This is a genomic window from Vibrio penaeicida, from assembly GCF_019977755.1.
Classification (GTDB): domain Bacteria; phylum Pseudomonadota; class Gammaproteobacteria; order Enterobacterales; family Vibrionaceae; genus Vibrio; species Vibrio penaeicida.
Genome location: NZ_AP025144.1, coordinates 1415916 through 1437430 on the forward strand (window position 1 = coordinate 1415916; position 21515 = coordinate 1437430).

Below are 21515 nucleotides of genomic sequence, written 5' to 3' on the forward strand. Positions count from 1 at the left end.
TCCCATATCCTTTCTGCTTTTCATTCCTCCTCATTGTTTTTCAAACCTTCTCCCATTGTTTAAAAACTTCATTCGTCTTTAATCCAATCTTTATGTTTTTTATGTAACGCTTGAGGTAACGATAAGAAAAATAAGGAATTCCTTATGCGTTGGCTTTACATATGTATGATGGGTTTTGTTCTTGCCGCTTGCGGTGGAAATAAAACACAGGTGGTTTTGGCTCCAGAAAATTTCTCAGGCATCGTTGAAAGAATCAAAAACAACCAAGCAAACAGCATCCACGCCTTAGTGGTATGGCAGAACAATGAAAAGTTGGTTGAAATTTTTCGAGAGGGGGGAGGGCGATATGGTCATATTCAGACCTCAAATATGCCAGTTGGTCGTGATGCGCTCCACAATGTTCATTCGGTGACAAAATCATTTGTCGCAACGCTCATTTTCATGGCTATTGATGAGGGGCGGTTAGCCAGTCTCGATGTCCCTGTTTTTAGTTTATTTCCTGAATACCAAAACAAAGATACGCAAGACAAAATGGCGATAACGGTGAGGCATGTACTCAATATGTCTACGGGCTACGCACTCAACGAACACGCGATGCCTTACGGTATTGGAAACCCATTTCAGAGGCACTATGCAGCAAAAGATTTGAAAGAAATGTTTCTGAATACGACGTTACGGTTTGAGCCAGGAAGTCAATTCTGTTACAGCGGGCTATCTACGATTGGGCTTTCAAAAGTGATAGAGCGTATCTACGATAAGCCATTTGCGACGGTTATGCGCGAGAAGCTATTTGAACCACTTGGGATCAGCAATTATCGGTGGATCAATCAATTGGGCTCAGGAGAGCCGGGAGCGGATTGGGGGTTGATGACTGACAGCGAATCCATGGGCAAATTTGGACTGATGTTGCTAAATAATGGTCAATGGGAAGGCAAACAAATTATTGACTCTGAATGGGTTCAGTTGATCAAAAAGAGCGAGTTTAATCGAGGTGTCTTAGGTTATGGAATGCACTTTTGGCAGCTGCCCCAACATTCATCGGCTTATGCTGCAATGGGGCATGGAGAGCAATACATCATTGTTATACCTAGTAAAAGGGCCGTTATTGTTACCACGGGGGGCAACTATAACCAAGGTCACCAGATACTCGATTTGACGCAATTGGTGTCTCAATTGTTGTGAATCAGATTCCGTGGAGGCAAACGCAAAAAACGGAGCATAGTGCTCCGTTTTTTGTGTGTCTCGAAAATTAACGAGCGCGGAAGACGATACGGCCTTTAGACAAGTCGTATGGAGTCATCTCAACAGTTACTTTGTCACCTGTAAGAATACGGATGTAGTTCTTACGCATTTTACCGGAGATGTGTGCAGTTACTACGTGACCGTTTTCAAGTTCAACACGGAACATAGTGTTAGGAAGAGTGTCAAGAACCGTGCCTTGCATCTCAATTACGTCTTCTTTGGCCATTTAATCCTCTTTAGAAATTTGGCTGAAATTTTCAACGAACGAATTTTGCCGTTAAAACAATAAAAAGTAAAGTTGCGGCGTATTCTACCCCTGCCACCGATGATTTACTAGCCTTTGATGAGGATGAAAGCGCACTTTGTAGTTCATAGCCTGACATTCGTCGATTTGATAGCCTAAATACAGCCATTGCTTGCCGCTTTTCTGACAGTATTCCAACTGAAGGAGCACGCATAATGTGCCAAGTGACAGTTCAGAGTGGGGGTTATAAAAGGTGTAAAAAGCGGAAGCACAGTTAGACATCACGTCGGTTACAGCGACCCCTATCAATTTGCCCTCTTCGTAGACATGTAAAAATTGAGTATTGAGCCACTCATTTTGTGCGAAATCGGAAAAATCCTGTTTTTTAGGAGGGTACATGCTTCCTTCACGATGGCGCTCAATAATGTACTGTTCGTACACATTAAACCACTCTTCATCGAGCGAGTTCTTCATCTTCCACTCGACGTTTTTCGCCTTGTTTAATAGCCGTTTCTGGCTTTTGGATGGTTTGAAATCTGAGACTGCGACTCTGAGCGATTGGCAGGCATTGCATTGATCACACTGAGGTTTGTAGATGGCATTCCCACTTCGGCGAAACCCATTGGCCATAAGGAGCTCATAACCGGAGCAAGTGTGCAATACGTCATCTAAAACTACTGCAACGCGTTCCTGATGCTCGTCTAAATAGCTGCAATCATGGGACTCTGTCATCCCAATGCGGATTAGAGTTTGATCTTTCTGGTTCACGACAACTCCCCTGAAATCGGACTTTCAAGTATTTGGGGTTGGTAGCATTGCTTAGATACGTTTTTTGTTTTTAGAATTTCCAACATATCAATAAAATCAGCTCGGCTACATTCAGCAGCCCCCAAAGATTGCAAATGCGCGTTCATTAACTGGCAATCAATCAACGCTCCTCCATTACGTTGAAAATGTTGGCAAAAATGCCAGAGAGCCACTTTTGAAGCATTTGGCTGTATGCTAAACATAGACTCTCCGCAAAAGACTTGTCCAATTTCCACCCCATATAATCCACCTACAATCTGACCTTTGAGCCAAACTTCCACGGAATGAACATGACCCAGTGAAGCCAGACGTTTATAGGCATCTCTCATTTCTTCAACCAGCCAAGTCTCTTCAGGTGACCTTGTTTCTGCACACAAGGTAATAACTTCTTTGGTGGCTTTGTTAATGGAAACTTCATAGCCTGATTTGCGAAAATATTTTTTGAGACTTTTCGCTGGTTTGAATGTCTTAGGATCGAAGGTTGCACGAATGCTAGGGCTCCACCACAAAATAGGTTCATTGTGGCTATACCAAGGAAAAATGCCTTGCTGGTATGCTGAAAGTAGTCGGTCGGGATGAAGGTCTCCCCCCATTGCCATCAAGCCATCAGGGTTGTCCAATGCTTCTTTGGTTGAGGGAAAGCTTTGTCGATCGGTGCTAAGTTCAGGTAGAAAAATCTTCATATCAACTATTTTGGCAGAATTTGGAGGAATTATAATGAGAAAAATATTGCTAATATTATTAATTATTCCTGTTTTTGTGCAGGCTGAATACCAAAGAAATCAGGCAAGAACCGTAAATGAAGTGGTTTATGGCAAAGTAGACAGTATTCGTTATATCACCGAGCAGCAGATTGTAGAATCAAAATCCAGTGGTTGGCAAACATTGGCCGGCGCAACAATAGGTGGGTTGATTGGGCACCAATTTGGCGGTGGGACGGGTAAGCAAGTTGCCACTGTAGTGGGTGCGGTTGCAGGTGCGGGTATCGCACATGACAGGTCTAATCAGATTTATAGGATAGAGCATAAATTAGTTGAAATTCTGATAGATACAGATAAAGGGGAGCTCGTCAATGTGATACAAGATGTTGACTCCAATATGCTATTTCAACGCGGAGACTCGGTAAGAATTTTGTACTTTGATAACGGAGTTCGGGTAGACATTGCTTACTAAGGTATTTCCCTCTTAAGTTCGCTGAAATTAAAAGCATGTTTGTAAGGCTAACAGGTGCTAGCAAAGCACTCTGTTTTTGGTTAGTCTGCGAGTACGAAAAATAAAAACTCGCACTCGGATGTGTGAGACTATGCAGGAATAATCAACATCAATGGAAAGCCTTACGTTACAACCCATTTCTCTCGTTTCTGGTGAGGTTAACTTACCTGGTTCAAAAAGTGTTTCAAACCGTGCCCTGCTATTAGCCGCTTTGGCTTCTGGTAAAACTCGACTAACCAATTTGTTAGACAGTGATGACATTCGCCATATGCTGAATGCATTGACGAAGTTAGGTGTGAGTTATCAGCTTTCAGACAACAACACCGTCTGTGAAGTGGAAGGTCTGGGCAGAAGTTTTAATGTTGAAAATGCTCAGGAACTATTTTTAGGAAATGCGGGAACTGCAATGCGTCCACTGGCGGCAGCGTTGTGTTTGGGGAGCGGAGAGTATGTACTTACTGGCGAACCAAGAATGAAAGAGCGACCAATCGGTCATTTGGTCGATGCGCTTAAGACTGCTGGTGCAGATATCGAATACTTAGAAAACGAAAACTACCCACCTTTAAAAATTAAAGGTACTGGGTTAAAAGGTGGCACCGTAAAAATAGATGGGTCGATTTCCAGCCAGTTTTTAACCGCGTTTTTAATGTCAGCACCTTTAGCAGAAGGTGACATTAAAATTGATATTATTGGTGAGCTTGTTTCCAAGCCGTATATCGATATTACACTGCATATTATGAAGCAGTTTGGCGTGGATGTTATCAACAATGATTACCAATCCTTTGTTGTTCCATCAGGACAGTCTTATAAGGCACCTGGCGACTTTTTAGTGGAAGGCGATGCATCTTCCGCCTCTTACTTCCTTGCCGCAGCAGCGATAAAAGGTGGTGAAATTAAGGTGACTGGTATTGGTAGAAACAGCATTCAAGGTGATATTCAGTTTGCTGACGCGCTTGAAAAAATGGGTGCTGAAATCGAGTGGGGCGACGATTACGTGGTGTCTCGACGAGGTGAATTGAAAGCTGTGGACTTAGATTTCAACCACATACCTGATGCAGCAATGACTATCGCGACGGCAGCACTATTTGCGGAAGGAACAACGGCTATTCGCAATGTCTATAACTGGCGTGTGAAGGAAACGGATCGCCTGTCTGCAATGGCGACAGAGCTGCGTAAAGTAGGAGCTGAAGTGGAAGAAGGTGAAGATTACATCATCATCACACCAACGCCCAACCTTAAGCACGCAGCCATTGATACATATGATGATCATCGTATGGCTATGTGTTTCTCATTGGTAGCACTGAGCGATACACCAGTGACGATTAACGACCCTAAGTGCACATCAAAAACCTTCCCAGATTACTTCGATAAGCTGGCTGGTTTAAGTCAGTAAATTGAGCGTGATTTATATAGCCCCAGCATTCTTGCTGGGGCTTTTTTATTTTAAAGTAAATTCTTTGGACAATTGGTGAGCGAGTAACTTAAACATATTGAAAACGGCAGGCGTATGCTCACTTGGGAGACCTTGTTCATTTAGAAAGTATTCGCCTTTGAAGATCAAAACGCCATCTTTTTCGATGACCGAATTTGCGCGCATGCCTTCTATATATTCTTCGTGCTCTTGGATAATGCTGTTGGCGATGAGCAGCAAGTCAAACTCTGAAATGATTTTTTTTGAACTCATGGAAACCTCTAATATAGATGAGGGAAGGATATAACCAAGTACCTTGAGGTTCTTTGGGTATATCAATATGGCATAAATTAGCAAGAATTTTGGGGAGGTTAACTTGTTTTGGCTCAAAGGAGGTGAACAATTTTCTTTTTTCTACCGAATTTTGGCGTTGTTGTAGAGATACAGTAATGTGAAATCGTCTCTTTTTTGTGAGCCATTACAGAAATCCACCATTTTCTCTAGTCTATGACTAATCTCATGATTACTATGTGCGCATTTTTATTGGGGTATATATGCGTTTAAAACGTTTGAGACCCTTTGCGATGCCAGTTTTCTGATTGGCCAGATGTCGACCACTCAGAATTGAAATGTAAAAAACTGGTTGACCTTCTTATAAACTCGCACAATAGTAAAAAAAGAAGCAATGAGCCAGTATGGCGTGCGCTAATCGATGCGCAATCGAATTTGAGGACGTTTGAGTCAGTTATGGGTAAATCTCTCGTTATAGTGGAGTCACCTGCCAAGGCAAAGACTATTAATAAGTACCTTGGTAAAGACTATATAGTTAAGTCGAGCGTGGGGCACGTACGTGATCTCCCTACAGCTGGGCAAAGTACTGGCACAAAGAAAGCGGCAGCTGTGTCGACAAAAGGTATGAGCGTTGAAGAAAAAGCGCGTATCAAGAAAGAAAAAGATCGCAAAGCTCTAATCAAGAAAATGGGTATCAACCCCTATAAAGAGTGGGAAGCGAATTACCAAATTCTGCCGGGCAAAGAGAAAGTTGTTTCGGAATTGCAGAAACTGGCCAAAGACGCTGAACACGTTTATCTCGCAACCGATTTGGACCGTGAAGGAGAAGCTATTGCGTGGCACCTTCGCGAGATCATCGGTGGTGATGAAGAGCGCTACAAGCGAGTTGTATTTAACGAAATTACAAAAAACGCGATTCAGCAAGCATTTGAAACACCTGGTGAGCTAAACCAAGACGGTGTCAATGCACAACAAGCCCGTCGTTTCATGGATAGGGTAGTGGGCTTTATGGTCTCGCCTCTGCTTTGGAAAAAAGTGGCGCGTGGTTTGTCTGCTGGTCGGGTTCAGTCTGTTGCGGTTAAATTGCTCGTTGAGCGTGAGCGTGAAATTAACGCTTTTATTCCTGAAGAGTTTTGGGATATCCATGCCGATACCAAAACAGCAGATAAAACAGACTTTCGTCTGCAAGTGGCTCAGAAAAATGGCGAGGCGTTCAAGCCCGTCAATGAAACACAAGCTAGCGCAGCGGTTTCTGATTTAGAAAAAGCAAAATATGAGGTTTGCAAGCGCGAAGATCGCCCTACGAAAAGTAAACCCTCTGCTCCGTACATTACGTCGACACTGCAACAAGCTGCGAGTACCCGATTAGGTTACGGCGTTAAGAAAACCATGATGTTAGCTCAGCGTCTCTACGAAGCTGGTTACATCACCTACATGCGTACAGACTCCACTAACTTAAGTTCAGAAGCCGTAGATACCTTGCGTGGTTTTATCGGCTCTGAATATGGCGATAAGTATCTTCCAGCGAAACCTATCGTGTATGGTAGCAAAGAAGGGGCTCAAGAGGCTCACGAAGCGATTCGACCTTCTAGCGTAGAAGTGAAAGAGCAAGACCTCCAAAGCATGGATAAAGACGCTCACAAGCTTTATCAGCTGATTTGGAATCAATTTGTAGCGTGTCAAATGACGCCAGCGCAATACGACTCGACTACATTGAGCGTAAAAGCGGCAGAATATACGTTGAAAGCAAAAGGGCGAATCCTTAAATTTGATGGTTGGACCCGAGTTCAACGACCTATGGGTAAGAACGAAGACCAGATATTACCAGCGGTTCAAATTGGTGATGTCCTTGATCTTGTCGCGTTGGACCCTAAGCAGCACTTTACCAAGCCACCAGCTCGTTTCACTGAAGCCGCATTGGTTAAAGAGCTCGAAAAACGTGGTATTGGTCGTCCTTCGACTTACGCTTCCATCATTTCTACGATTCAAGATCGTGGCTATGTCAAAGTGGATCAACGACGTTTCTACGCGGAAAAAATGGGCGAAATCGTTACTGACCGTCTAGACGACAGCTTTAACGACTTGATGAACTACGACTTCACTGCTCGCATGGAAGAAAAGCTCGACCAAATTGCGGAAGGTGATGCGAATTGGAAAGCGGTTCTAGACAACTTCTTCACTGACTTCACTGGAGATCTTGAGAAGGCAGAGTTGGAAGAAGATCTTGGGGGCATGCGTCCTAACAGTATTGTGTTAACGGACATAGAATGCCCTACGTGTTCTCGCCCAATGGGGATTCGTACTGCATCTACCGGTGTTTTCTTAGGTTGTTCTGGTTATGCTTTACCACCAAAAGAGCGCTGTAAAACCACCATTAACTTAGGTGACGAAGAAGGGATCATCAATGTTCTAGAAGAGGACGTTGAAACTGCAGCATTGCGCGCTAAAAAGCGTTGCCCTAAGTGTGAAACTGCGATGGATGCATACCTCATTGACGACAAGCGTAAAATGCACGTTTGTGGTAACAATCCAAATTGTGATGGTTACTTAGTCGAGCACGGTGAGTTTAAGGTGAAAGGCTACGATGGACCGCTTGTTGAATGTGACAAATGTGGTTCAGACATGGTTCTTAAGAACGGTCGCTTTGGCAAATATATGGACTGCACGAGTGAAGACTGTAAGAACACTCGTAAGATTCTGAAAAATGGTGAAGTGGCACCACCGAAAGAAGATCCTGTTCATTTCCCTGAACTGCCGTGTGAAAACTCTGACGCGTACTTTGTTTTACGTGATGGGGCTTCAGGCTTGTTCATGGCTGCGAGCAACTTCCCTAAATCGCGTGAAACGCGTGCGCCTTTGGTTGAAGAGTTAGTTCGGTTTGAGGATCGCCTGTCTCCTAAGTTCAAATACTTGACGACAGCACCCACTCACGACCCAGATGGACGCCCAACCGTTGTGCGCTTTAGTCGAAAGTCGAAAGAGAACTACGTGCGCTCTGAAGTGGATGGTAAGCCATCTGGTTGGACGGGTTTATACATTGATGGGAAATGGGAAATTACCGATAAACGTAAAAAACCAAAATCCTAATGAGTTAAAAGCTTAAATATTAAGGCAGCCTATTGGCTGCCTTTTTTGTTTCCTCATTTGACGAAAGTATGATTATTGCCAACACTTATTACTTAATGGCTATATGCAACATGTACATATATAAAAATAAGATCAAACTCTAGAGAAAGTTGATGACCCATTAATTTTCACTGTTGGTTGGGAGAAGATATTGAGGCTTAAAGCACGGTTGTTGTTAATCACAGCAATTGGACTGTTTCCTGCTATTGTACTTATGGCGGCAAATTCCTGGTGGCAATTTATTCAAGAAAAGTCGGCTGTGGAACGCTGGGCTTCTGGTGTTGCTGAGCAACTAGTCAGGGAGCAAGCGCTAACTCTGTCAGAATCAGAGCGTTTCTTGAATACCATCAGTTATTCTTATGAAACACTTATCGATAACAAGGTGCAATGCCAAGACGTACTTCGCCATTGGCTAAAATTGAGCCCTTATTTTTCTAACCTCATTATTTCTTCACCTAACAATGCTCAAAGTTGCCAAGCGACAAACACGCGCAATGATGTCGATGTCATCGTGAATCAAGTGTATGTTCAGCAAGCCATATTGAATCAGAGATTATCAATTGGTGAAGTGTTGTCTGGCACTCGTGTAGATAAACCCTTTTTACAAGTAGCATACCCTTTAGGGGTGTTTAATGAAGGTAGCCGAGCAGCAATTGTTGGTGAGCTTTCATTTGATTGGTGGCAAAGTAAATTGCTACAGATGGATATCCCTTACAGCGCATCCATTAACTTGGTCGATGTCCACAAAAACGTATTGGCTACAAATGGGTTAAAGCCCGAAAATGTTATTTCTGATGAGCGGCTGAAAATCGAAATAAAACGGGTACTATTTCCTAATATTCCTTCTTCCCCAAAGATAGTCATATCCCTTTCTTCTAGGGGTTTCTCTCAAGTTGTTTTTGAAAACTTGGTAGGAAATATTTTGTTTCTGGTTTTTGGTTATTTGATGGCTATCGCCATAATTTGGTGGGGTTTTTCGAGTACGGTTTTAAAACCTGTTTTTGAGCTGCTGAGAAGAAGTAAACAGTATGTTGATGACTTTTCTTCAGGAGCACCAGCAAAGCTTGATGAATTAGAAGGTTTTTGTGAGCAATTTGACCGTGTTCTTATAGAGCAGGATGAATTAAAACACCAACTTATTGAGCAAGGTGCCCATCTTAATCAGGCTTATAATCGCTTAAATAGCTTATTGGATAACTCACCGTTTGGGGTGGTTGAGTGGGACACAAACCTCAGAATTCAAAGGTGGTCGACGCTCTGCGAAACCATATTCCAGCTAGAGCAGGATGAAGTGGAAGGTAGAAAAATTAACCAACTGCCGGTTCTTCTAAAGCGGCATATGTGGTCAATTGAGCCATTTTTGAAGCTCTATCAACACGGTAAAGACAGTAGTAAACGTATAGAGATTGGTTATCGTGATGATCTTGGTGGAGAAAAAGTCCTCAAGTGGTGTTTTTCCGCAATCTATGACGATGCTGGTGACCTATCGAGTATTTTGGGGCTATTTGAAAATGTAACGCAGCATGTCGAGTATCAACGAGAACTTGAGTATCACGCACGCTACGATAGCTTGACAGGGTTACCTAACCGCTATTCTGCCTTACAGCTTATCTCTGACCGCCTTACGAAGGAAGTAGAGTTCTCAGTCGCGCTTCTAGATATAAAAGGGTTTAAACTGGTTAATGACCATTACGGGCACGAATATGGCGATATGCTTTTGGTCGAGTTATCTGAGCGTATTAGTGAAAAATTACAAAGAGACGAAGGGTTTGCAAGATGGGGAGGTAATGAGTTTATCTATGTTCTTCCATTTGTTGGTGAGGCGCGAGTGAGTGCGAGGCTGGAAGAGTTGATAAGCGAAATTGCACGCCCAATTGAACTCGGAACCAGCACTTATTCGACTCAAATAAATTGTGGGGTAACATTATCGGACAAACCCGTCGAATCCCCCTCTGAACTGATACGTCTTGCTGATTTGGCCATATTCTTTGGTAAAAAAGAGAAAAACAAAGCGATTAATTTTTATCAACCCTCCATGTCAGAAATTGGAAGCGCCCAATTTGAAACAGAAAGTGAGTTAAGGCGCGCAATTACCAATAATGAGTTCAAGCTGGTGTATCAACCAATCTTAAACAATCGGTCGCAATTGGTTGAGTCGGCCGAAGCTTTAGTGAGATGGAATCACCCAGAAAAAGGTTTGATTCCGCCCTCTCACTTTATACCAGTGGCTGAAGATTCAGGTTTAATTCTAGAAATAGGGAACTGGGTCTTAGAGGAAGCCATATCTCAATTGAAAGTCTGGCTAGATGAAGGGCTAGGGATCAAAGACATTGCTGTTAACTTATCCGCTCTTCAAATTAATGATGCAGGCTTTGTGTCAAATATTAAAGAAATACTAGAACGCTACAAACTCCCTCCACAACACCTCACACTGGAAGTCACCGAAACGTCATTATTGGCAAGTTATACTGATGTTATTGCGAAAATAGGACAACTAAAAGATTTAGGAATAAAAATTGCACTTGATGATTTTGGAACGGGTTATTCGAGCTTGAGCTATTTGAATGAATTACCACTGACAAAATTAAAAATTGACCGCTCATTTGTGGCAAGAATCGATGAACCTCAAGAGCCTACCGTACTGTTAGATGCGATTATTTCTATCGCACATAACATGGGTTTAAGTATTGTGGCCGAGGGAATCGAAACCTTATCTCAATACGAGTATTTAGAAGCAAAACAGTGTGAATTTAGCCAAGGTTTTTATTTTAGTCCCCCTATTGATGCTAATTCGTTCCAAGCGTTACTTGCACAAAAACAGTGCATGAATGCACCAGTTAAAAACAATTAATTAACGAATCTCCAACGGAAAGCAAACGTTTGCTTGTTGTCGCACAATTGTTGGCATGGATCGCAAAATAATGATTGTAATTGCATATGCATTGAGTTAAAAATAAGCTCATAAATCGCACTTCGTAAAGTATAAATATAAAAGTGCAAAATAATAAATATGAACAATATCAGTATTTTTCGCTTGATTTGCCTGATGGAATGAGAAAGTTATTAATAGCTTCCATTTCTTAAAGCTTACGAATCAGGCTCACTATGTGAGTGGCAGTTATCTCTCCAAGAGATTTTCGTGGGGTTGCACATACGTTACACAAAGTGCGACGCATGTAATGTCGTGGTTCAACTCGGAGCAGAACACTGTCTCTGCACATGGACGTATGACCCAACAATCGAAACACACGTATTTCGTTAGTGCGGGCATAAAACTATAAGATATGGAGATATATAATGGCTGGTGTATTAGGAATGATTCTTGCGGGTGGGGAAGGTTCTAGACTAAGACCCCTAACAGGATCACGCAGTAAACCCTCGGTGCCTTTCGGAGGAAGCTATCGCCTGATAGATTTCGCTCTGAATAACTTTGTAAACGCAGATTTAATGAGAATTTATGTTCTCACGCAATTTAAATCTCAATCCCTTTATTTGCATATGAAGAAAGGTTGGAATTTGTCGGGTATTACAGACAGGTTCATCGACCCTATTCCTGCTCAAATGCGTGACGGTAAACGTTGGTATGAGGGTACGGCAGATGCTATCTACCAAAACATTCGGTTTATCGAATTAGCGCAACCTGATCAAGTTTGCATTTTTGGTTCAGACCATATCTACAAAATGGATATCAGGCAAATGCTTGACTTTCATAAGCGAATGGAAGCAAAACTTACGGTTTCAGCTTTGCGAATGCCGCTCAAAGAGGCGTCGCAATTCGGTGTTATTGAGGTAGATAAAAATGGAAAAATGATTGGTTTTGAAGAAAAACCAGAAAATCCAAAGTCCATTCCAGGTAGCCCCGAGGAAGCGTTAGTTTCGATGGGGAACTACATTTTCGACGCAGACTCATTGTGCAAAGAGTTACGTGAAGATGCAGACAGTGAAACATCCAGCCATGACTTTGGTAAAGACATTATTCCAAAGATGTTTCCATCCGGAGAAGTGTATGTTTACGATTTCTCTACCAACAAAATAAATGGTGAAAAGGGTTCTACTTACTGGAGAGATGTCGGCACGATAGATTCTTATTGGGCTGCGCATATGGATCTACTTGAAAAAGATCCTGAGTTTTCTCTGTATAACCGAAGCTGGCCATTGCATACCTATTACCCCCCTTTGCCACCAGCAACGTTTGTTGATACTAATGACGATTGTCGTGTACGTGTCAATGACAGCTTAGTGTCTGGCGGCAGCTACATTCAAGGATCATCTATTCACAAATCTGTTCTAGGCTATCGTAGTAACATTGCGAGTGGTTCGATTATTAGTGAATCTATCCTTTTAGGTGATGTAAAAATTGGTGCAGGTTGTAAAATACGTCGAACCATTATTGATAAAGATGTCGAAATTGCTCCAGGGACGATTATTGGTGAAGATCTAGAGCTTGATGCTCAGCGCTTCCACGTTTCCCCTGACGGTGTAGTCGTCATCAAGAAAGGAACGAAAGTTGGGTTCTAGTATGGATCGAATGAATATCTGGTTTACGGTTTCTGAAGCCGAAGGCTTGGTGAAAAGTGGTGGCTTGGCAGATGTTGCCAAAGCCCTACCTAAAGCCCTTCAAGTTCTAGGGCATGATGTATCGATAGTTATTCCGGGTTATCGAACCTTACCTGGGTTAGAAAGTGCCGAAGTTGTACTCAATACAGAGTTAGATTTCTGGCCACATGTTCACTATCAAGTAAAGAAGTTATCGCTAGATGGTGTTCCTGTATATGCCGTTGAATGCCATAAGTATTTTGATCGCAGTGAATTGTATGCGGAATCCAATCAGGCGTATCCAGATAACGGAGAGCGTTTCGGTTTTTTTGCCTCCGCTTGCCTCGATATTCTCCCTAAACTCGGAATAAAACCAGACATTATCCATGCCAATGACTGGCATACAGGGTTAGTACCGTTCTTATTAAAAACTCGCTATGAACATGATGAGCGCTTTCGCTCCATTAGAAGTGTTTTAACTGTACACAACGCGATTTTTAAGGGGGTCTATACCTATCACGACTTGGAAATTATTCCTGAGTTGAACCTGTCTGGTTTAGAGCGACTGCAATACGGTCAAGATCGCATCAGTATGCTACGCGCAGGTGTTGCGTTTGCGGACAAAGTGAATGCTGTTAGCCCTAATTATGCCGCAGAACTGATGACCACGTTAGGGTCACACGGAATGGTGGACGATTTTGTTCATCGCAGTGCAGACCTATACGGGATTCTTAATGGTTGCGATTATAGTGAATGGGATCCGAAGACGGACAAATACCTAGATCACCATTATGAGGCTGAAGCTTCGAGTATGGTGAAGGGTAAACAACTCAATAAATGCCAATTGCAGGAAGAGGTTGGGTTGCCAACAAAAGAGCTGCCTGTCTTTGGGATGGTTTGTCGTTTAACACACCAAAAGGGGTTCCACTACCTTTTGCCTATCATAGAGCAGTTTTTGCGAAATGACGTTCAGCTAGTTATCGTAGGCACGGGTGAGCCTCAAGTGGCTGCAAAACTTCATGAGGCCGCGAGTCGATACTCAAACAAATTTTCGTTTATTGAAGCTTACAACAATCGCTTAGCACACTTGGTTGAAGCTGGATCAGATTTCTTCCTGATGCCTTCAGAGTTTGAAGCATGTGGGTTGAACCAGATCTATAGTATGGCTTACGGAACGCTTCCGATTGTACGCGAAGTGGGCGGTTTAAAAGATACTGTGGTTGATTACGACACGGATGAAAAACTTGCGACTGGCTTCAGTTTCTTAGACCCAACACCAGAAGCATTGTTGATCGCGATGCAACGAGCGTTGATTCTATACTTGCAGCAACCCGATGAGGTTCAGCGCGTTCGTTTGAATGCAATGAATACGGAGTTTAGTTGGGAAGCATCGGCTAACGAGTATGTGAATATGTATCAGGCTGCGCTGCTGTAAAACAAGAGCGGGTTGAGTGTAGCCTGTTTGCGTAAAACCTCTGATGACAATAGCCTCTCAATGAAAATTGAGAGGCTTTTCTATGGTAGGAGGAGCTTGACCACCCAATTTACTCATATTGTGGTAAGCTTTTACCTAATAGAACTAGAAAGATTCATAATATTTGTTAAGCGATGTCGAACCCTTTGTTATTTCACAAGACTTATAACCACCCCACCAGTAATGAGTGGGTGGTCTTTGTTCATGGTGCTGGTGGTAGCTCTTCCATTTGGTTTAAGCAGATTAAAGCCTACAAGCAGCATTTTAATTTATTGCTTATTGATCTCAGAGGTCATGGGCGGTCGAACAATGTTATTCAAGATCTCCTTAAAAAAGGCTATACGTTCAAAGATATCTGCCAAGATATCTTGCAAGTATTGGATCATTTAAAAATTCAATCTGCTCACTTTGTTGGTATGTCTTTAGGAACCATCATTGTGCGAAACCTTGCCGAGATAGCCTCAGATCGAGTATCTACCATGGTATTGGGTGGGGCGGTAACTCGGTTTGATATTCGTTCACAGGTGTTGGTTAAGGTGGGAGATTGGAGCAAACACTTCATTCCTTACATGTGGTTGTACAGCTTGTTTGCTTACATAGTCATGCCACAAAAAAACCAAAAAGAATCGCGGCATTTATTTGTTAGAGAAGCGAAAAAGCTGTGTCAAAAAGAATTTAAGCGTTGGTACACCTTGGCAGCAGATGTAAACCCGTTGATGAAATATTTCCGTGAAAAAGAAATCCCGATTCCAACGTTATATCTGATGGGAGATAGAGATTATATGTTTCTTCGTCCAGTCAAAGAAATGGTGAGGATTCATAAACGCAGTGCGTTGATTGAAATTCCTGATTGTGGTCATGTGTGCAATGTGGAAAAACCAGATATTTTTAATGAAAAATCGATAGGGTTTATTCGTCAGCATGCTCGCTGACGTGGTGCCCACAGTTCCAACAGGCACCAAACTGAGCTTCTATCCATTCATCGCATTTCGGACAGCACCAGTTTGGTTTTGATTGGTTAGCGGTTTGATCGGTATAAGACTTCACAATCTTTTTGGCTTTGTCGTACTGAAATTCGTTGTTTAACCAAATATATGGTTCGGTGTCTGGACCAAATGGAAGCTCACCTTGCAAGCCAAATAGACCTTCACCACGAACTTCAACATCGATTCCCTGTGCCTTTAACAGCTCACATACAATATGAGCTTCTGTCGGGAGCGCAGTAGAGTACACCTTCATAGTTCGTCCAATATAGTCAATGAGTTTTAATTATGACAGCAAGTCGCCCATAAGGGTCTGTGCAGGATAGATAAACTGTGAATTTCAGCAATAAAAAAGCCTCCAAAGGAGGCTTTTTTAGCATGAAGGTTTAACTAACTTAAGCGTTTCATTAATTCATCACGTCTATCTTGAGGAATCACGGACCAGTGAGTGCCATTAATTGCACCCTCTAGAGCCCATAGTAGCTCTAAGCCAACATCGCTTGAATGAGTCTGCTTGATGGCTTTGAAGGCTTCAACAGAACCGAAGTTTTGTAACTCCTGAACGGAAGAGATTCCTGCTTTTTTGAGCATTCTTTCTGTACCCAAACGTAAATTAGGCAAGTCTTTCAAACGCGTTGGTTTGGTTTCGGCTTGCTTTTGTTTCTCTGTTCTTGCAACTTTCAGCGCTAGAGAAGCTTTCTCTATGATGTCATTGGTATTATCCCAACTGGTTTCTGGGAGTGCAAAATACTTGGTGACAACCGGAAACCCGCGCTTCTTGTACACATAAGGTTTTAAACCTTGTTGTTCGAACTTTTGAGCACTTTTTGAGTCAGCTCTGATGTGTAAAGTGTTTTGAACGACTAAGGCGAACATAGTGTCATCGGCGAAAACGCCAAAACCACCAAACATAGAACGTGATTTTATCGTCCCTAATGGTTCAAATAGCTTCAATGAGTTTTTAAGTATTGGTTTATCCATGCTGTACTGTCTCGGCTAAAGAAGTTATGCCACTACTAAGTTCAGGTCCGAGAAAAAATAGCAAAGTGATGCAGTCAGATGTCAGAGTTTGGTTAACTCTGGAAAAGAAGTATGCATATTTACCATCGGCAACCCCGCTACCATATTGATTTCAAATAAATCCATTTAGGCCGGAAGCTTTGCGTCCCACTTTTTCAAATGGTTTGCCCTGTGCGTGACAATAAAATCATAGAGAAAAACCGGAACAAGCATCACATCAAAATGCTTTATGTGTGATCTGCCTTCAAAAAATAAATGTACAGATATAAATATTGTTTCTTATTTGGGCAATAAAGCAAAAAGCCTGACATATAGCCAGGCTTAATTAGAATTAACTAATTTAATTTAACTTTTTAACAGAACTTCTCTCTACGATTTCAGGATGCATCTCGAAGATGCGTTTATCGTGTTCTTTGTCTTTGATTCTTTGGAGAAGGATTTCAAATGCCGTTTTACCCACTCGGCGCTTAGGCTGGTGGACGGTTGTCAGAGGAGGAGAAAAGTATCCTGATAGCTCAATATTGTCGTATCCAATGATCGAAATGTCATCAGGAACACGGACACCGTTCTCTTGAAGACGGCTAATGACCCCGAGTGCCATAAGATCATTAAAGCAGAAAACGGCTGTTGGTCTGTTTTCCATAGCAAGGATCTTGTCCGCCGCTAAGACAGCGGTATCACATTCGAAGTTGCCGACAAGTATGCGTTCTTGCTTGAATTCAATATCGTATTCTCTCAGCGCTCGCTTGTAGCCAATGACCCGTTCAATACAAGCCACTTTTTCTTCATGGCCAGTAAGACAGGCAATATCGGTATGACCATTGTCTAAAAGATATTTTGTCGCTAAGTAACCACCTTCCTCAGAGTTATCTATTATCTTATCGGCTTGGGAACTCTCTGGACCCCAATCCATGATCACTTTTGGAATGGATGAGTGCGCATCAAGCATTTCACGAAGATCTTCAGTTAAATCTGAGCACATGACCAAGATGCCATCTACACGCTTCTCAGCAAGCATACGAATATAATCCCGTTGCTTTTCATATATCCCGCCGGTGTTGCACAAGATCAACGTGTAGCCTTGGCGATAACAGTAACTTTCAACGCCATCGACGACTTCTGCAAAGAATGGATTAGAAGACTGTGTAACTAACATACCTATAGTACGAGTCGTGTTGCACTTTAAGCTACGTGCAACAGCGCTCGGTGCATAGTTTAGTTCTTCTACTGCTTTTTTAACTTTCTCTTGTGTAGTTTCAGCAACAAAGCGTGTTTTATTTATAACATGCGAAACCGTTGTAGTTGATACTCCGGCAAGTCGTGCGACATCTTTAATAGTGGCCATAAAACAAATATCCTGTAGAGCCGAGCTAAGGGGTAAGGTGCTAAATTTAAAGTAGCTAATGTTTTCAGCAAGGCGGATTTCATTGTGTTATTAAAATCGACTAAAAACACAAAAACCGCTATTAATACAGCGGCTTAGTTAATGCTTTTCAGCGTTTCATATTTTATCGTTTGCGATCACGATCTTAGTCTTTAATTTCCTATGTGACAATGGAGTGAATCGTAAAAAATTATACCAAGTGTCACATTTATGAGGAATCCTAATATTTTTTAAGGGTGCTGTTTTATATTTAAAACAAATTAGCTCAATACCTAAGTAAAGTCTTCGAGCTCAATACTATCAAGATATCCCACCTTGCCGGTTTACTCGCCAGAAATATATTGGCGGTCTAGTTCGACAAAACTCACAAGCAATTGTGACAAAGCTGCGTAGAACCCAAAGCCATCATAATTTTTGCAGTTCTTGTTAAATATTGGAAGCCAAGTCATGAGATGCGTATTTATGAACCACAGCTGTTCTCGCAGTGCATCTTCAAACTGCTCGTTCGTTTTTAATTCGTTTGAGCGAATAATGAGGTTACCCAAAAAGTCCAATTGAATGGCGAGGTGATCTGCTGGCTCGTTAAACCCCTCTAGCAAAGAGACACCTTTTTCTCTTAACAATGATTCCATTTGTTTCGCTGGTTCATCATTGAGCAGACCAGATTTGTAGATTGAGGCGTATGGCAAGGCCGCTTTTTTATCTGTGGTCAGAAATAGGCCACAAAAATCCGCAGCGAGTTCTAACTGAGCATCTTCTCTATCTTGGAGTTTATTCAGGGATTCGATAAGTTGCTGAGCCGCCGGTTTTAAGGTTTCGTTTTCTGCAAGACCGCTAATGAAGCCCCTGATTTCAGCCGTGTGGTAATGCTCCAACTCTTCTTGTTTCAGTTCATGAGCAAAAAGGCTAGAAAGCCACCAGTAAATCTCTGCGCGCTTTTCGTTGAATGCTTTTGTTTCTTGCATAGCGTTGCCGCTCCGTATGAGGTTATTGGCGCAATTCTAACGAATTAAGATGAACAGAACTAATCTAAAGTATGGCAAGAAATGAAAATAAAAATCAGGTTATGAATAGGAGCCAAATTGGTTGCTTTGAATCAATAAAAGTTAGGAAATTGCCTTCTTTTTAACGAATTCGCTAGAAATGTAACTTTTTGTGAATAGAATATAAAGAGTCGCAAATAGACTGTGGCAAGTTTGTCTTTATATTTACATTAAAGTCGAACAAATACCTTATATATCCTTATAAATACAAAAGAAAGTGGTGTAGATGAGCTATCACGTATTAGTCGTAGAAGACGATGTGGTTACCCGTAGCAAGCTGGTGGGCTATTTCCAGAACGAAGGCTATCAAGTTAGCGAAGCTGAAAGTGGCGAGCAAATGCGCGCAATTTTAGAAGAGCAATCTGTTGATTTAGTCATGCTGGATATTAACTTACCAGGCGAAGACGGGCTAATGCTGACTCGTGAACTACGCAGTCAATCTGATATAGGGATCATCCTCGTCACAGGACGCACGGATAGCATTGATAAAATTGTCGGCCTAGAAATGGGTGCCGATGATTACGTGACAAAACCTTTTGAGCTTAGAGAGCTTCTGGTTAGAGTAAAAAATTTGTTGTGGAGAATTTCCGCTGCACGTCATGCTCCAGCGAAAGAAGACAGAAAAGAAGAATCTGGGCAACTAATCCGTTTTGGAGAGTGGACGTTTGATATCCAACGTCGTGCACTTAGCCGTAATGGCGAACCTGTTAAACTGACCAAAGCCGAGTACGAGTTGCTTGTGGCTTTGTCTTCACACCCAAACAAGGTTCTTAGCCGAGAACGTATATTAAACATGATTAGCCATCGTGTTGATGCGCCTAATGATAGAACCATTGATGTTTTGATTCGTCGAATGAGAGCTAAGATGGAGTTCGATCCGAAAAATCCACAGATTTTTGTCACCGTGCACGGTGAAGGTTACATGTTTGCTGGAGATTGATGCTGATATTGACTTTAATCAGCAGTAAATGATTATTAAGATAGAAAAAACCGAGGGTAGCATCCTCGGTTTTTTTGTTGGTAATTTGATACCTCAAAAGCTAAATCAATTTAAGAAGCTTCATTGAGCTGTGCGTTGGAGTTAGTCGCAAAATCTCGAAGGGTTTGCCACCAAAGCCCCAAACGTTCATGCCAATACGTTTCTGTCCATTCCAAGTATTTAGCTTGAGGGCGATACTTGTTCCATGGCTGCATCGTGCCATTGGAAGCCAGAAAGTTCGTAGGTGCTGGAACGGGGTCAATACCCGCATCATTAAATTCACGCAGTGCACGTGTCATATGGCTTGCCGAAGTGACAAGTACCAGTTCTTTGTTATTTACAAACACGGAAGCTTGTCTTGCTTCTTCCCACGTATCTTTTGCTGTCTCCAAAAGAATGATATCGGGTTTTGCGACGCCTAATGCGAGTGCTACTTTCGCCATCATTCGAGCATTACTGATCTCAGAGCCACCAGCGTAGCCAGACAAAATCAATTTTGCACCGGGATACATCCTAAGAATGCGAATACCTTCGGATAACCGCATTAATGCCGTTCGGCTTAATTCCGATGTTGGTGGAATATCATCATCAACAACGTGGCCGCTTCCCAACACCATCACATAGTCAACAGTGCCTTCTATAGGTAGAAAGCCTTTGTGTTGACGCTCCATCGGCATCAATAGTCCACTGGCAACAGGTTGGAAAGAAGAAAGGAAAATGCCAGTGAAAGACACGAAAATCAAAAAACAGCCAGTTCCTCTTTTTAAGGTGAACATGACCAACAATAGCCCCACCACACCAATTATTAAAAACCCCGGGAGTGGCATCAGCAGCGCAGAAAACACTTTTTTCAGCTCAAACATACTTAAATAGTCCGAAAAATCATCACTTGATTATGAAAAAGGCTAACAAGCCTTTATTACTTCTTATCCTGTGACAGAATAAGCGGCACGAATAGATATAATAACCTAAGCCACAGTGACAGAAGATCGTAATTTCGACGATATTGCCCACAAATTCGCAAAAAATATTTACGGATCTGAGAAAGGTGATATACGTCAAACCATTGTTTGGGAAGATTTAATTGTAGCATTAAGTGAGCTAAACGATGAATGTTGCCGTTTAAATATCTTGGATGCAGGTGGCGGGCTTGGGCAAATGTCGCAAAAAATTGCCCAACGCGGACACAATGTCACACTCTGTGATCTATCTTCTGAAATGCTAAAACTGGCAAAAGTAGACATTGAAAAACACGGTTTGCTTTCCCAATATCAGCTAGTTCACTCTCCAGTTCAAGAAATTGAACAGCACCTTCACGAGAAAGTTGATATGGTGCTTTTCCACGCGGTGATGGAGTGGTTAGCAGACCCGAAATCGGCGTTAGAAACGGTTTTAAAGCAGATAAAGCCAGGTGGTATCGGCTCTATCATGTTTTATAACCATCACGGCTTGGTTTTGAAAAACGTGATATGCGGCAATATTCCACACATTTTAGAAGGAATGCCGCATAGAAAACGCTTTAAACTTCAGCCCCAAAAAGGTTTGAAGCCGGAAGAAGTCTATCAATGGATAGAGGATGCTGGGTTTGAAATCTGTGGTAAATCGGGTATTCGGTCCTTCCACGACTACATAGGTAATATGGAGTACATGGGCGATTATCAATTTGAAGATGTATTAGCACTTGAAAGACAACTGTGTCGTCAGGAGCCTTACCTTTCTTTAGGTCGCTACATTCATGTTTGGGCGAAAAGAAAGGAATAATA

General features: G+C 42.2%; 19 protein-coding genes and 1 riboswitch. Of the genes, 10 read left to right on the forward strand and 9 right to left on the reverse strand.

Translation table 11 applies throughout. From position 1 onward, the window contains the following. The first annotated feature begins 144 nt into the window (after positions 1-144). Entirely contained in the window at positions 145-1182 is a 1038-nt protein-coding gene (locus tag LDO37_RS06630; RefSeq protein WP_126605996.1) for a serine hydrolase domain-containing protein, read from the forward strand. 67 nt (positions 1183-1249) lie between these two features. Here LDO37_RS06630 and infA read toward each other — a convergent pair whose 3' ends face one another. The 3 genes from infA to aat all read right to left on the reverse strand — a co-directional run bounded on the left by infA (position 1250) and on the right by aat (position 2976). Next, entirely contained in the window at positions 1250-1468 is a 219-nt protein-coding gene (infA, locus tag LDO37_RS06635; RefSeq protein WP_001040192.1) for a translation initiation factor IF-1, read from the reverse strand. Positions 1469-1552: 84 nt separating this feature from the next. Continuing rightward, a complete protein-coding gene (locus LDO37_RS06640; RefSeq protein ID WP_126605997.1) occupies positions 1553-2254 on the reverse strand; it encodes an arginyltransferase in 702 nt (233 codons plus the stop codon). Beyond that, positions 2251-2976 carry a leucyl/phenylalanyl-tRNA--protein transferase gene (gene aat / locus LDO37_RS06645; protein WP_101112291.1) on the reverse strand — a complete coding sequence of 242 codons (726 nt, stop codon included), beginning with the start codon at positions 2974-2976 and terminating at the stop codon, positions 2251-2253. Before aat ends, LDO37_RS06640 begins: the two co-directional genes overlap by 4 nt. 34 nt (positions 2977-3010) lie before the next feature. On the opposite strand from aat, the gene LDO37_RS06650 reads away from it, so the two are divergent. Next, positions 3011-3466, forward strand: coding sequence for an outer membrane lipoprotein (locus LDO37_RS06650; protein WP_126605998.1), 456 nt, complete (start codon positions 3011-3013; stop codon positions 3464-3466). 151 nt (positions 3467-3617) lie between these two features. Continuing rightward, a complete protein-coding gene (gene aroA / locus LDO37_RS06655) occupies positions 3618-4898 on the forward strand; it encodes a 3-phosphoshikimate 1-carboxyvinyltransferase (RefSeq protein WP_126605999.1) in 1281 nt (426 codons plus the stop codon). Between the two features lie 45 nt (positions 4899-4943). Here aroA and LDO37_RS06660 read toward each other — a convergent pair whose 3' ends face one another. Continuing rightward, positions 4944-5189 (reverse strand): DUF2498 family protein, encoded by a 246-nt coding sequence (locus LDO37_RS06660; protein WP_126606000.1) that lies wholly within the window; start codon positions 5187-5189, stop codon positions 4944-4946. Positions 5190-5663: 474 nt separating this feature from the next. Here LDO37_RS06660 and topA point away from each other — a divergent pair, with 474 nt between their 5' ends. From topA to LDO37_RS06685, 5 genes are all read left to right on the forward strand, one after another. Then, a complete protein-coding gene (topA, locus tag LDO37_RS06665) occupies positions 5664-8294 on the forward strand; it encodes a type I DNA topoisomerase (RefSeq protein WP_224055368.1) in 2631 nt (876 codons plus the stop codon). 190 nt (positions 8295-8484) lie between these two features. Beyond that, a complete protein-coding gene (locus LDO37_RS06670) occupies positions 8485-11184 on the forward strand; it encodes a bifunctional diguanylate cyclase/phosphodiesterase (RefSeq protein ID WP_224055369.1) in 2700 nt (899 codons plus the stop codon). Between the two features lie 446 nt (positions 11185-11630). Continuing rightward, complete coding sequence (gene glgC, locus LDO37_RS06675; protein WP_126606002.1) at positions 11631-12851, forward strand: glucose-1-phosphate adenylyltransferase; 1221 nt, start codon at positions 11631-11633, stop codon at positions 12849-12851. Position 12852: 1 nt separating this feature from the next. Further along, positions 12853-14304 (forward strand): glycogen synthase GlgA, encoded by a 1452-nt coding sequence (glgA, locus tag LDO37_RS06680; RefSeq protein ID WP_126606003.1) that lies wholly within the window; start codon positions 12853-12855, stop codon positions 14302-14304. Between the two features lie 173 nt (positions 14305-14477). Continuing rightward, positions 14478-15275, forward strand: a complete 798-nt coding sequence (locus LDO37_RS06685; RefSeq protein ID WP_101115475.1) for an alpha/beta fold hydrolase — start codon at positions 14478-14480, stop codon at positions 15273-15275. Here LDO37_RS06685 and LDO37_RS06690 read toward each other — a convergent pair. From LDO37_RS06690 to torD, 4 genes are all read right to left on the reverse strand, one after another. Then, a complete protein-coding gene (locus tag LDO37_RS06690) occupies positions 15253-15582 on the reverse strand; it encodes a putative signal transducing protein (protein ID WP_126606004.1) in 330 nt (109 codons plus the stop codon). The two genes, LDO37_RS06685 and LDO37_RS06690, sit on opposite strands and share 23 nt — an antisense overlap. Positions 15583-15716: 134 nt before the next feature. Continuing rightward, entirely contained in the window at positions 15717-16307 is a 591-nt protein-coding gene (locus LDO37_RS06695) for a TfoX/Sxy family DNA transformation protein (protein WP_101115477.1), read from the reverse strand. Between the two features lie 124 nt (positions 16308-16431). Continuing rightward, positions 16432-16525: riboswitch (cyclic di-GMP riboswitch) on the reverse strand. 161 nt (positions 16526-16686) lie between these two features. Further along, positions 16687-17691 (reverse strand): HTH-type transcriptional repressor PurR, encoded by a 1005-nt coding sequence (purR, locus tag LDO37_RS06700; RefSeq protein WP_126606005.1) that lies wholly within the window; start codon positions 17689-17691, stop codon positions 16687-16689. A gap of 362 nt (positions 17692-18053) precedes the next feature. Beyond that, on the reverse strand, positions 18054-18695 hold the full coding sequence (gene torD, locus LDO37_RS06705) for a molecular chaperone TorD (RefSeq protein ID WP_126606006.1): 642 nt from the start codon (positions 18693-18695) through the stop codon (positions 18054-18056). Between the two features lie 304 nt (positions 18696-18999). Between torD and torR the strand changes: the two genes are divergently transcribed. After that, positions 19000-19713: a two-component system response regulator TorR gene (gene torR, locus LDO37_RS06710; protein ID WP_101115480.1), complete on the forward strand. Its 714-nt coding sequence runs from the start codon at positions 19000-19002 to the stop codon at positions 19711-19713. A gap of 110 nt (positions 19714-19823) precedes the next feature. Here torR and elyC read toward each other — a convergent pair whose 3' ends face one another. Beyond that, positions 19824-20615 carry an envelope biogenesis factor ElyC gene (gene elyC / locus LDO37_RS06715; protein ID WP_101115481.1) on the reverse strand — a complete coding sequence of 264 codons (792 nt, stop codon included), beginning with the start codon at positions 20613-20615 and terminating at the stop codon, positions 19824-19826. 115 nt (positions 20616-20730) lie between these two features. Between elyC and cmoM the strand changes: the two genes are divergently transcribed. Next, positions 20731-21513, forward strand: a complete 783-nt coding sequence (gene cmoM, locus LDO37_RS06720) for a tRNA uridine 5-oxyacetic acid(34) methyltransferase CmoM (RefSeq protein ID WP_126606007.1) — start codon at positions 20731-20733, stop codon at positions 21511-21513. The last annotated feature ends 2 nt before the right edge of the window (positions 21514-21515 follow it).